The 12,138-nt window shown below is 47.6% G+C and carries 11 protein-coding genes and 1 pseudogene; all 12 read left to right on the forward strand.

All coding sequences use genetic code 11. The annotated features are described in order from the left end of the window. Positions 1-63: 63 nt before the first annotated feature. The 12 genes and pseudogenes from NLX74_RS19735 to NLX74_RS19790 all read left to right on the forward strand — a co-directional run bounded on the left by NLX74_RS19735 (position 64) and on the right by NLX74_RS19790 (position 12,064). Positions 64-843, forward strand: a complete 780-nt coding sequence (locus tag NLX74_RS19735) for an amino acid ABC transporter permease (RefSeq protein WP_165175477.1) — start codon at positions 64-66, stop codon at positions 841-843. Then, positions 840-1,550, forward strand: coding sequence for an amino acid ABC transporter permease (locus NLX74_RS19740; protein ID WP_061830372.1), 711 nt, complete (start codon positions 840-842; stop codon positions 1,548-1,550). Before NLX74_RS19735 ends, NLX74_RS19740 begins: the two co-directional genes overlap by 4 nt. After that, positions 1,547-2,299 carry an amino acid ABC transporter ATP-binding protein gene (locus NLX74_RS19745; RefSeq protein ID WP_025722945.1) on the forward strand — a complete coding sequence of 251 codons (753 nt, stop codon included), beginning with the start codon at positions 1,547-1,549 and terminating at the stop codon, positions 2,297-2,299. The genes NLX74_RS19740 and NLX74_RS19745 overlap by 4 nt, the downstream gene beginning before the upstream one ends. A 15-nt stretch (positions 2,300-2,314) precedes the next feature. Then, entirely contained in the window at positions 2,315-3,331 is a 1,017-nt protein-coding gene (locus NLX74_RS19750) for an LLM class flavin-dependent oxidoreductase (protein WP_235308209.1), read from the forward strand. Positions 3,332-3,387: 56 nt separating this feature from the next. Further along, positions 3,388-4,545: an amidohydrolase gene (locus tag NLX74_RS19755; protein ID WP_254329729.1), complete on the forward strand. Its 1,158-nt coding sequence runs from the start codon at positions 3,388-3,390 to the stop codon at positions 4,543-4,545. 153 nt (positions 4,546-4,698) lie between these two features. Continuing rightward, positions 4,699-5,052: pseudogene (locus tag NLX74_RS25885) on the forward strand (discoidin domain-containing protein); the annotation flags it as partial. Positions 5,053-5,245: 193 nt separating this feature from the next. Continuing rightward, complete coding sequence (locus NLX74_RS19765; protein WP_254329731.1) at positions 5,246-6,181, forward strand: winged helix-turn-helix domain-containing protein; 936 nt, start codon at positions 5,246-5,248, stop codon at positions 6,179-6,181. A 201-nt stretch (positions 6,182-6,382) separates the two neighbouring features. Beyond that, entirely contained in the window at positions 6,383-8,104 is a 1,722-nt protein-coding gene (locus NLX74_RS19770; RefSeq protein ID WP_254329732.1) for an ABC transporter substrate-binding protein, read from the forward strand. 107 nt (positions 8,105-8,211) lie between these two features. Continuing rightward, positions 8,212-9,165 (forward strand): ABC transporter permease, encoded by a 954-nt coding sequence (locus NLX74_RS19775; RefSeq protein WP_254329733.1) that lies wholly within the window; start codon positions 8,212-8,214, stop codon positions 9,163-9,165. Between the two features lie 15 nt (positions 9,166-9,180). Continuing rightward, complete coding sequence (gene opp4C, locus NLX74_RS19780) at positions 9,181-10,107, forward strand: oligopeptide ABC transporter permease (RefSeq protein WP_061831923.1); 927 nt, start codon at positions 9,181-9,183, stop codon at positions 10,105-10,107. Positions 10,108-10,119: 12 nt separating this feature from the next. Then, positions 10,120-11,103 carry an ABC transporter ATP-binding protein gene (locus NLX74_RS19785; protein WP_254329734.1) on the forward strand — a complete coding sequence of 328 codons (984 nt, stop codon included), beginning with the start codon at positions 10,120-10,122 and terminating at the stop codon, positions 11,101-11,103. Next, positions 11,096-12,064 (forward strand): ABC transporter ATP-binding protein, encoded by a 969-nt coding sequence (locus tag NLX74_RS19790; protein ID WP_061831924.1) that lies wholly within the window; start codon positions 11,096-11,098, stop codon positions 12,062-12,064. The genes NLX74_RS19785 and NLX74_RS19790 overlap by 8 nt, the downstream gene beginning before the upstream one ends. Positions 12,065-12,138: the final 74 nt, after the last annotated feature.

Here is a 12,138-nt window from a genome sequence, read left to right on the forward strand (position 1 = left end):
CTTTTCAGCGGTCAGGGTACTCTATGTATTCTGGCCGCTGATGTATAGAAAGGAGGCAGGCATATGAGCAGAGAGTTCAATATTGACTATGTTTTTAGCTTTATCCCGAAAATGCTGTCTTACTTACACATCACCTTGTTTATTGTGGCAAGCTCGCTTGTATTGGGGCTTATCATTGGTCTGTTGGTTGCGCTGCCTCGCATGTATAACATTCCATTTCTCAAACGTGTTTCTCAAGTGTATGTTTCCTTTTTTCGCGGAACACCTATTCTAATCCAATTGTTTCTGGTATATTACGGCCTGCCGGAGCTACTAAAGCTGGTGGATATCAATTCTTCCAGATGGGATGTGCTGTGGTTTGCCGTAGCAACCTACGCGCTCAATAGTGGAGCCTTTATTTCCGAAATTATCAGGTCAGGAGTAGAAGCTGTAGATCGGGGACAAATCGAGGCTGCACAGTCCGTCGGCATGTCAGGCTATCAGACCTTTACACGTATCATTATGCCGCAAGCGCTGGCTGTCGTGGTTCCGGTATTTTCCAATCTGGTGATTGGCAATCTGAAGGATACTTCGCTGGCGTTTACGATCGGAGCGATGGAGATGACAGGGAAATCACAGACATTAGGGGCGGCTACCCAACATTTTGTTGAAACCTATATCGCGTTATCCCTTATCTATTTGGTGATCAGTCTGATTTTACAAAAATTGTTCAAGGTGCTGGAAAATACGCTTCTCCGGCATGAGCATCGGGATGCAGTACAGAAAGAACCCGAAAAACGAAAAAGCTTTGTGGTGCGTTACCTGAGAAGTCCCCGTCTTAGTAAAGGAGGTAAAGGCATATGAGTCTGGATTTTGGCTTTATATATACTGCCTTTTTAGGGTTGTTCTCCGCGTTGCCCAACACCTTAATTATTACGGTGGTTTCCGTACTGGCAGGGTTGGTCATCGGTATTATAACGGCGCTGGCGCGAATCTATAAGGTTCCTGTGTTGTCCCAGATTTCTCACGGTTACGTCACCTTTATCCGTGGCACACCGATGCTGATGCATTTGCTGCTTATTTATTTCAGTTTACCTTTGTTGATTGATGCGGGAGCGAAGCATTTCGGCTGGCCGCTGCAATCCAAAGATGTTCCTTATATGGTATTTGCACTCATTTCGTTTTCCATTACCAGTGGCGCGTATATGTCTGAGGTCGTCCGTTCTGGAATTCAATCGGTCAACAAGGGACAAATCGAGGCGGCTTATGCCGTCGGTATGACGACGTGGCAAGTGCTGAGACGGATTGTATTTCCGCAGGCGTTCGTGGTGAGTTTGCCAAACCTGACGAATTCCGTTATTGGGATGCTTCATGGCTCTACCTTGGCCTTCACGGTTTCGGTCACAGAAATCCAGGCACAGGCTGAGATTCTGGCATCTACCAACTGGAAATATTTAGAGGTATATATTGCAGCTGCACTGCTATTTTGGGGCTTGACGGTATTGATTGAACGAATATCCGGCTTGGTGGAGAAAAAAATCAATGTGTTTAATGGAGGTCGAGCATCATGATCCGTCTGCAAAATATTACGAAGTCGTTCGGCAAACATGAAGTGCTCAAAGGCATTGATTTGACCGTGAACAAAGGCGAGGTCGTCGTTATTTTAGGCCCGAGCGGTTCAGGTAAAACGACTCTGCTACGCTGCATTAATTATCTGGAAAAGCCGAATGATGGGGAAGTTAGCATTGGCGATTTTACAGTGAACTGCAAGCGACCTGCGAAGAAGGATGTTTTGGCTCTACGTCAAAAGACGGCTATGGTTTTCCAGCAATACAATTTGTTCAAGCATAAAACAGCACTGGAAAATGTCATGGAAGGACTTGTCGTTGTCCGCAAGGTCAAGCAGGAGGAAGCGAAAAAAATCAGCATTGAGGTGCTGGAAAAGGTCGGTCTGGGTGAAAAGCTGAATCATTATCCAAGCCAGCTGTCTGGCGGGCAGCAGCAGCGTGTCGGCATAGCGCGTGCTTTGGCGCTGAACCCGGAAGTGATTTTGTTCGATGAGCCGACTTCGGCGCTGGACCCTGAATTGGTGGGTGAGGTGCTGTCGGTGATCCGCAAGATTGCGAAGGAAGGCATTACGATGATTGTCGTTACACATGAAATGGGCTTTGCGCGCGATGTTTCAAATCATGTGGTATTTATGGATGGCGGTCATATTATCGAGGAAGGCACACCGGACGACATTTTTAACCACCCCAAAGAGGAACGTACCAAACAATTTCTGAAACGAATTACACCGGAATATAACTATTCAATTTAGACGGGAGAGGGAGATATGAGTATTAAAATCGGAGTATTGGATCAAAGCCCTATACACGAGGGGGAAACGGCAGCGCAGGCCCTTCGTAATACGATTAAGCTAGCACAGCGTGTAGAGGAATTGGGATTTACGCGCTTCTGGGTATCAGAGCATCACGATTCCGAGCAGGTTGCGGGCTCTTCGCCAGAGGTACTCATTTCCCATTTGCTGGCACGCACTGAACGTATTAAAGTCGGTTCTGGTGGAGTGATGCTTCAGCATTACAGCCCTTATAAAGTAGCTGAAAACTTTAATGTGCTGTCCTCTCTTGCACCGGGTCGCGTAGATTTGGGAATCGGACGCGCACCGGGCGGGTTGCCGAAATCCACACAGGCGTTACAACGAAACATTCATGATGCGCCTTCTCTCGAAGAAAAAATTGATGAAGTAAGTCGCTATATTCATAATATTCCGTCTGAAGAAGGACCGTTAGCCGGGTTACAGGCGAATCCGATTCCAGAAATACCAGCAGATATTTACGTTTTGGGTACAAGTACAGACAGTGCTGGAATTGCTGCGCGTTTGGGGTTGCCCTACGTTTTCTCGCAATTTATCAATAGTAATGAGCAGGTTGCATTGGAATCATTCCGTACGTATCGGGCGTCTTTCGATTATAGTTATGGACGTGAGCCGAAAGCTCTTTTTGCGCTTTCAGTCATCGTAGCGGATACTTCCGAGGAAGCTGCAGAGTTAGCAGGTGAGCACAAGCTGTACAAAATTCATCTGGCCAGTGGCAAGACCGCTACGGTGGGCACGCTGGAAAGTGCAGAAGAGTTTGGCAAGCAATCGGGTGAAGAATATACAATTGAAGCTACACAAGCGCAAATTAACAAAGGGAATAAAGACGAAATCTATGCTGTGCTGACGGAAATTCAAGCGAAGTATCAGGCCGATGAGCTGATCGTTACGACAGGAATAAGAGATATACACAAGCGTGTGCGCTCGTTCGAGTTGTTGCATGAAGCTTTTGCCGGATTGCCTGTGCAGTCCTAGATGTTGTTGGTCTGAGAGAATTGTAACTATTTTGGGTTCACGAAGGAGGAATAGGGATGAGTGGATCAACCAGGACGAAGGAGCAGGTTTTGGAGCAGAAGCTGGTGGACATTCGCCGCCATCTGCATCGAAATCCCGAGTTATCTAACGAGGAGGTTGAAACTACCGCCTTTATCCGCCGTCTGCTGGAAGAACAGAACATAACCATTCTGGATGTGCCGCTGCGTACCGGATTAGTTGCGGAAATCGGCGGACAGCAGGAGGGACCAACTGTCGCGCTTCGTGCAGACATTGATGCGTTGCCCATTCAGGAGGAGACGGGATTGCCTTATGCTTCGGTGCACCCCGGCAAGATGCATGCCTGTGGGCATGACTTTCATACCGCATCCCTGTTAGGAGCAGCCATACTCCTGAAGCAGCGGGAGCAGGAGCTGAAAGGCACGGTTCGGCTGGTGTTCCAGCCAGCCGAGGAAAAGGCCAAAGGCGCTGCCCAAGTGCTGGACAGCGGTGCGTTGGCAGGGGTGCAGGCCATATTTGGCCTGCATAACAAGCCGGACCTGCCCGTAGGCACGGTCGGCATCAAAGAAGGTCCGCTAATGGCAGCGGCGGATGGTTTTTACATCGAGGTTGAGGGTCTGAGCACACATGCGGCAGTGCCACATGCAGGGATTGACCCCATCGTGGTATCGTCACATATCATTACGGCGCTGCAATCTATTGTGAGTCGGAGCGTTAATCCGCTGGATAGCGCGGTCATTAGCGTCACGAAGCTGCACAGCGGCAACGCCTGGAACATCATTCCAGACCGCGCCCATTTGGACGGAACCATTCGCACATTTGACGAGAATGTTCGCGCCCAGGTGACTGAGCGCTTCGAGCAGGTCGTAAAAGGCGTTGCCGATGCTTTCGGCACGAAAGCGACCATCCGCTGGATCGAGGGTCCGCCGCCTGTGCTGAACGACGGTAAGTTGGCCGTCATCGCGGAGGAGACGGCAGAAGCGGTCGGTCTGGACGTAGTTCGTCCCATACCATCCTCGGCGAGCGAGGATTTTGGGTTTTATCAGAAGAACATCCCCGGTGTATTTGTCTTTGTTGGCACTGCGGGAAGCCAGGAATGGCATCATCCTGCCTTTGATCTGGACGAACGCGCGTTGCCCGGAACAGCGAAGCTACTGGCTTCACTGGCAGATTCGGCATTGATATCCATAGAGTAGGAGTGCGAGCCTAGTCTATGGATACTGATCCCCTCCTTGTAGAGGGGATATTTTTGTTTGACGCTGTATCATTCCAATTATAGTATAATTTTGTGATTTTATTAAAAATCAAGAGTGGGTGTAATAAGAGAGTAGGCGTTGTCCTTTTAGATGTCTCGTTTCCCAAGCGTGACTAACGGCGGCGATGAGAGTCCCATCGATCCATCACCTGATGAAAACGTAAACATTGCGCCAGCTGCAACGGTCAGCACTTCTTATACTTCGCCTTGGGAAAATGTGAGCGCGCTTAATGATGGATTTGACCCAACCAGCTCTAATGATCGAAGTCATGCCGTGTATGGTAACTGGCCTGAGACGGGTACACAATGGGTCCAATATGATTTTGATCAAGAATATACGTTATCCCAAACGGATGTCTATTGGTTCCAAGATGGCGCTGGCGTTGATGTTCCTAAATCTTACAAGATTAAGTATTGGAATGGTCGTAGCTGGTCTAATGTCAAGCAGGAATTCATAGCTGAACAGTTAGAGTCTGATGAGATCAGGCTTTTTTTGCGCCTTGATTATGATGCTTGTTACGTTCATATTTGTATCTGTGTTTTGCTAAATTCTCGTATGAATGGATCACTAAGAATGAACGGGTGTACGATAGTATGTATAATGGACATCAGATATGAAAGAAAAGAGGACAGAAAGAGCGATGAGTCACGACGTGAATGCTCCTTACGATGTACATGTAGCATATGGACCGGTGTTTGAGTTGCTCAGCAGCTTACACACCTTTATTTGCCGCAAGGCTTACAAGAAGACCGATTTATCAGCCAAGTGGGCGGAGCAAGTGCGTGGAACGCTGTCTCCAGGTTTGTCTGAATTGCTGGAGTCCATGGAAATCAATGCAGATTGGAAGGTTATTTATGGACTCGTCTGTATGCTTTCTGATCAGGGGAACGTTGAAGAGGTCGTAGACCGTCTGGAGAACCGAACTGTACAGGAATTAAACGAACAGGCATCAGCCTATGGGATACCGCTGCCTGACGACATGGAGAAGCTTCGCAAACTTGCTTTGCAGCTGCTATCCGGTTGGGATAAAGAGTATTTTCGTCATGTGGATACAAGGATTCTAAGCGGGCTGAAACAGGAAGCGGAACGCAGAAATCTGGAGAAGGGCGCATATAGCTTTATGGAGTGGGTGGATCGTACAACTAATGGCTTCCGATTCGAGCCTTCCGAAGGGTTAACGCAGGTGTTGCTGGTACCGCAATATCATTTTCAGCCGATAAATATTATTTATCGATTTGGGTCGCTCCTGTTGTGCCATTACTCGGCAGGAATTTATGTTCAGGAGGACGATTTTTTATCCCCACAGGAATATCGAATGATCCGAAGTTTGGGGGAGAAGAGCAGGCTCAAGATTTTAAAATATTTGTACCAAAGCCAGTCTCCACGCACCTTTATTGAGATTGTCCGTTATCTCAAGCTGTCCAAGGGAATCACGCACGACCATATTTTTAAGCTTCGTGCCTCTGGCTTCATCCATGCACATTTTGATGGTGAAACATTGCTCGGCTATAGCGCACGGCTTTCGGCTGTGGATGAAATGCATCGGAGCATTACTGGCTATATGGAGCGAAATTAGGCTGCACGCACCAGTTAGACTTTAACACTTTAAACAAATAGACGCCGACCATTTGGAATCCAGATGAGTGGACGTCTATTTTTTTACATAAAAATGGAGTTCTCTCTTTACAGAACCGGAATAGATTCCTATAATGAGATTTATCTTATTAATTACAACTTGTTCGATCGGAATTTACTAAATTAACTTGGGGGGATTATTTTGAAAAAGGGAATCATTCTACTCAGCAGTCTACTTCTGGCAAGTTCTACCTTATTAGCAGCTTGCTCTAGTGGTGGATCAGATAGCGCTAGCGATGCTACTTCGCAAAATAGTGATGCCGCACAGACAGCCACTACAGCGCAGCCATTAACAAGTCTGGTACAAGCTTCTGATTTAACCAAATTGCCGGAAGTGTCCCAAAAGAGAAGCGACACGATTATTGTTGGTCTGACTGACCCAGCTGGGGTGTTTACTCCGTATTTTAACCAAAGCGGCTATGACGGCAACGTGATTTCGCAGTTGTGGACTCCGCTGGTCACGGTAGACGAGAAGGGGCTTCCGGTGCCCAATTTGGCTAAGAGCTGGGATATTTCCAAGGATAATCTAACGTATACGTTTCATCTGGTTCCCGGTACAAAATTCAGTGATGGCTCTCCTTTGACAGCTGAGGATGTCGCTTTTACCTGGACGTTGATCTATGACAAAGCCTATCCTGGTGACAGCCAAATCCGAAAGCTGAACATTAAAGGCGGCAAAGACTATACGGAAGGCAAGGCAAAACAAATTGCAGGAATCAAGGTGATTGATGAGCAGACCATTTCTGCGACGTTGGAAAAACCAAACGCGCTTGCTTTGCCGATTCTGGGTGAGTATGTACTGTCCAAAGCCTACTACGGCAAGGATTACAAGTTCGGAGAGCTGGATTATTTTAAAAATTTACATAGTAGCCCTCTGGGAAATGGGGCTTATAAGTTAGAAAAATTCATTCCGGGGCAAGAAGTTCGTCTGGAGGCGAATGATTACTTTTTCAAAGGCAAACCGAAAACACAGCATTTCATTTACAAAACAGCAGAAGGCGACGCTTGGCAATTCATAGAAACAGGCGATACCGATTTTGCTCAATTCACCGCAACGCAGGAAAATATCGACAAACTAAAAGGGCTTGGCTTTTTAAACATTTTGCCGTATACCCCTAGCACTTACGGATATTTGCAAGTCAATCTGGAAAATGAAAAGCTTAAGGATAAAAAGGTTCGTCAAGCATTGACCTATGGACTGGATCGGAAAAGCATTTATGTCGACGCAGCTCAGGGAGCAGGGGCGGTCGCAAACATTCCAGCTTCCCCAATATTCTGGTCTTACACGACCGATGGAATCAATCCATACAACTATGACCCGGAGCAAGCGAAAAAGCTACTGGATGAAGCGGGTTGGGTAGAAGGTAGTGACGGTATGCGTGAGAAAAACGGACAGAAGCTGACCATTCACCTGCTGACCTCTAAACGTCCAGAAACAGACACCTTTATTGCGCTTGCGGCTGAAAATTACAAAGCGATTGGTGTTGACCTTCAGCCGGAAATCTTTGCAGACTTTAATGCAATGGTCGCCAAAGTAGAAGGTAAAGATTATGATCTTGCCGCCTTCTCGACAGGCATGCTGACAGATCCATCAGATGGAATCGAGCAATTCGTCAATGGAGAAGTCAAGGGATATAACAATCCAAAGGTAAAAGAGCTATATGAAAAAGGCTTGTCTACGACGAATATGGAAGAACGGAAGAAAATATATCAAGAATTATATGTGCTGCTAAACGATGAACTGCCCGTTATTTTTACCAACTATAAGAAGACGGTGTATGCCTACAATGGTCGGATGGAACATGTAAAGGTCAGTCCGTTCATTGGCTTGTCTAGTAATCTGTTCGAATGGTCCCTTAAATAAGCCACATTTGCGGGCCCCTTGTGAAGAACACCAGGTTCGGATCAAGGGGCCTCGCAAATGGGGGAAACGTAATGAGTAGCCTGACCTTGAATTGAAAGGAGTCTGTCATGAGCTCGTTTTTAACGAAAAGACTGACATATATGGTTATTATTTTGTTGGCCGCTTCGATGATGATTTTTTTCCTGTATGCCATGACACCGGGAGATTTCATTAGCGGCAATCTGAAGCTGTCGCCGGAGAGAAAAGCGGAGCTGAGGGAAATTTACGGCCTGAATAAGCCTATTCTTGAACGCTATGGAAATTGGCTAGGCAATGCGCTGCACGGCAATTTTGGTTATTCGCTTGCCCAGCAGAAGCCGGTGCTGACCTTATTTAATGAGTACATCTGGAACTCGTTTTTGCTGGCCGTTGTATCGACCTTCCTGACCTGGTTTATCGCGGTCATTATCGGTGTGATTGCTGCTTATAAGCAGTATTCATGGTTTGATACTCTGGTAATGGTGGTGATTTTCGCTGCCATGTCTGTGCCCTCTTTTTTTATCGGGTTGTATCTGATTAAAATCGCAGCGGTTGACCTGAAGTGGTTGCCACCCGGTGGCATGCTCAATACGGGCAGTAACGCTATAGGTATGGAGTATGTGAAGGAGGTTCTCCAGCATATGACCTTGCCAGTGATCGTTATGACGCTGCTGGGACTGGGTTCGTTGACCCGCTACTTCCGTAGCAATATGATCGACGTGATCCAGCAGGATTATATACGCACAGCCCGTGCAAAGGGCTTAAAGGAAAGAAAGGTACTTTTTACGCACGCATTGAGAAATGCATTACTGCCTGCCATTACGCTCGTTGGCTTCGAATTACCTGCGCTGTTTGGCGGGTCCCTGATTATTGAAAAGATTTTTAATTGGCCGGGAATCGGTCAGTTGTACATGCAATCCTTTTCGCTCCGGGATTATCCGCTACTTATGGGCTTTACGATGCTAATTGCCATATTGAGCGTGATCGGGACACTGTTGTCCGATATTTTGTATCGCATCGCGGACCCGCGTGTGAAAGTGTAAGAAGGGGGCTAAGGAATGTCATCCGTGAGCAGTAACTTGAGCAAGAGCAACGGCAGACTGCGAACAACTGTTAAATCTTCAATGTGGCAGCAAGCGCTCCGGCAGCTGTTCAGAAACAAGCTTGCTATGGCTGGTCTGCTCGTCGTGGTATTTATGTTTTTGCTCTGTTTTATCGGTCCGTTATGTTCTCCTTATTCCGATAATAAAACAAATATATTAATGATGAACAAGGCGCCCAATATCCATCACTGGTTAGGAACAGACAAACTGGGGCGGGATGTGCTGACACGTGTGATGCAGGCAGGTCAAATTTCTCTTACCGTGGGTTTGGCTTCAATGGTATTGTCAGTCTTTTTGGGGGCTACGCTGGGGGTCATATCCGCATATTTTCGCGGGATTGCGGATCAGATCATTATGCGCGTTGCTGATTTGCTGCTGACGATTCCCAGTTTGCCGCTGCTATTTATTATGGGCGCGCTGCTATCGGACTGGAAGGTTCCACCCGATCAACGGATGTATATTGTCATGCTGATGCTTAGTCTGGTCAACTGGCCGGGGATTGCACGAATGGTGAGGGGCCAGATGCTTAGTTTACGGGAACGTGAATTTATGCAGGCCGCGACAGTACTGGGACTATCGAATCGCCGAAAGCTGTTCAAGCATCTGCTGCCGAATATTTTGCCGTTGTTGATCGTTATTGCTACATTGAATATTGGCGGAGCCATCCTGAGTGAATCTGTACTCAGCTTCTTTGGTCTTGGTGTGCTGCCCACGACACCGACTTGGGGCAATATGATTGATGCCGCCAACAATGTGCTGGATTTTCAGCAACGACCTTGGTTGTGGATACCGCCAGGCCTGTCTATTTTTGCTACTGTCATCGCTATTAATATTTTTGGTGACGGGCTGCGGGATGTACTTGACCCGAAACATAAGAGGTAGGTGATTATCACCATGGACAATTTACTTTCCATTGAACATTTAAGCACTCATTTTTATACAGAAGAAGGAACGATTAAAGCGGTGGATGATATCAGCTTCCGTGTGAAGCCGGGGGAAACGGTATGCATTGTCGGTGAATCGGGCTGCGGCAAAAGTATTACCGCGATGTCGATCATGGGTCTGATCCAGAGTCCTGGTGGTAAAGTGGCAGGCGGAAGCATCCGCTTTGAGGAAACCAGCCTGCTAGAGCTTAGCAGAAATGAGATGCGCACGATTCGCGGACATGAAATCTCCATGATCTTTCAGGAGCCGATGTCTTCATTGAATCCAGTCATGACCATTGGCGAACAGCTATCCGAACCACTGATTGAGCATTTGAAAATGGGCCGTAAGGAAGCTCGTAAGCGGGCACTGGAACTGATCGAACAGGTCGGTATATCCCGGCCGGAGCAGATTTTAAAAAGCTATCCGCATGAGCTGAGCGGGGGGATGCTACAGCGAATTATGATTGCCATTGCTGTTTCTTGCGGTCCCAAGCTGCTTATCGCGGATGAGCCAACCACGGCGCTGGATGTAACGATTCAGGCGCAAATTCTGGATATGCTGCGTGAGTTTAAAGCTCAATCCAATATGTCGCTCATGCTAATCACTCATGATCTGGGTGTTGTCGCCGAAATGGCTGATTACGTCATAGTGATGTATGCAGGCAAGATCGTCGAGGAAGGCGAAGTGGTACAGCTATTCAATCATCCTAAGCATCCATATACACAGGGGTTACTAAAATCCAAACCGGTGCTTAATCAGCGCCAAGAGGAGCTGTATTCCATCCCCGGGCAGGTCCCTAATCCGCTGGAGCTAACGACTTCCTGTTATTTTCACGACCGCTGTGGGCATTGCATGGACATTTGTCGGATAAAAGAGCCTACGTTAAAAGAAGTTTCAGCTCAGCAGAAAGCATCCTGCTGGTTATATGAGGGGGCGGTTGTTCATGGCTGAGCCGTTGTTGGAAATAGACCGCTTAAAAACGTACTTTCCGGTGAAGTCCGGATTTATGAACCGTACTTCAGGACATGTGCGGGCGGTAGACGATATTAGCTTTACGATCCGTCAGGGTGAAACCTTTGGATTGGTAGGGGAATCGGGGAGCGGTAAAAGCACGGTGGGCCGCACGATTGTTAGATTGACGGATAAAACGGACGGTACCGTAAAATACAAAGGGGTAGATGTGCACAGCCTGTCTGCCAAAGGGATGCAGGAGCTTCGTCCTAAAATTCAGCTGATCTTTCAAGACCCCTATAGCTCGCTGAATCCGCGTGTACGGATTGGTGATGCCATTGGTGAGGCTCTACTGGATCACGGTATAGCAACGAAGGAGGAGGTCCGGCAGATTGTGCTGGATGTGCTCAAGCTATGTGGATTGTCAGAGTATCATATCGACCGTTTTCCCCATGAATTTTCGGGAGGGCAACGTCAACGGATCGGCATTGCCCGGGCGCTGGCGCTTCAGCCGGATCTAATTATCGCTGATGAGCCGGTATCAGCGCTGGATGTGTCCATACAGGCGCAGATTATTAACCTATTCGCCAAATTGCAGGCCGAACGGGGTCTGACATATTTGTTCATCTCGCATGATTTGAGCGTGGTAGAACATTTGTGTTCCCGTATTGGCGTGATGTATTTAGGCTCCATGGTCGAAACGGCTTCGCGTGACGAGCTATTTGGGAATCCGTTGCATCCGTATACGAAGGCGTTGCTGTCGGCTGTACCTATTCCAGTGCCGAAGCTGAAAAGAGAACGGATTTTGCTCAAGGGGGATATCCCTAGTCCGGTTAACCCGCCTTCGGGCTGCAAGTTCCATACTCGCTGCCCCTTTGCAATCGATCGTTGCTCCAAAGAGATTCCACTCTATCGTGAGGCTCGTCCAGATCACTGGGTAGCTTGCCATTTGGCTGAATGAACAAAGCTAGTCAACAAATTTTAAAGCCGTTGAAACGGCAGACCGTTCACCACAATGAATCGGTTCTACTGTTT

It is taken from the genome of Paenibacillus sp. MZ03-122A, assembly GCF_024213325.1.
In the GTDB taxonomy this organism is placed as follows: Bacteria; Bacillota; Bacilli; order Paenibacillales; family Paenibacillaceae; genus Paenibacillus; species Paenibacillus polymyxa_B.

Bases quoted from the DNA above. Each gene is read 5' to 3' on its own strand.
- NLX74_RS19775 (WP_254329733.1), top strand. From the start codon at position 8,212: ATGAGCTCGTTTTTAACGAAAAGACTGACATATATGGTTATTATTTTG.
- opp4C (WP_061831923.1), top strand. From the start codon at position 9,181: ATGTCATCCGTGAGCAGTAACTTGAGCAAGAGCAACGGCAGACTGCGA.
- NLX74_RS19755 (WP_254329729.1), top strand. From the start codon at position 3,388: ATGAGTGGATCAACCAGGACGAAGGAGCAGGTTTTGGAGCAGAAGCTG.
- NLX74_RS19740 (WP_061830372.1), top strand. From the start codon at position 840: ATGAGTCTGGATTTTGGCTTTATATATACTGCCTTTTTAGGGTTGTTC.
- NLX74_RS19750 (WP_235308209.1), top strand. From the start codon at position 2,315: ATGAGTATTAAAATCGGAGTATTGGATCAAAGCCCTATACACGAGGGG.
- NLX74_RS19735 (WP_165175477.1), top strand. From the start codon at position 64: ATGAGCAGAGAGTTCAATATTGACTATGTTTTTAGCTTTATCCCGAAA.
- NLX74_RS19790 (WP_061831924.1), top strand. From the start codon at position 11,096: ATGGCTGAGCCGTTGTTGGAAATAGACCGCTTAAAAACGTACTTTCCG.
- NLX74_RS19785 (WP_254329734.1), top strand. From the start codon at position 10,120: ATGGACAATTTACTTTCCATTGAACATTTAAGCACTCATTTTTATACA.
- NLX74_RS19745 (WP_025722945.1), top strand. From the start codon at position 1,547: ATGATCCGTCTGCAAAATATTACGAAGTCGTTCGGCAAACATGAAGTG.
- NLX74_RS19765 (WP_254329731.1), top strand. From the start codon at position 5,246: ATGAGTCACGACGTGAATGCTCCTTACGATGTACATGTAGCATATGGA.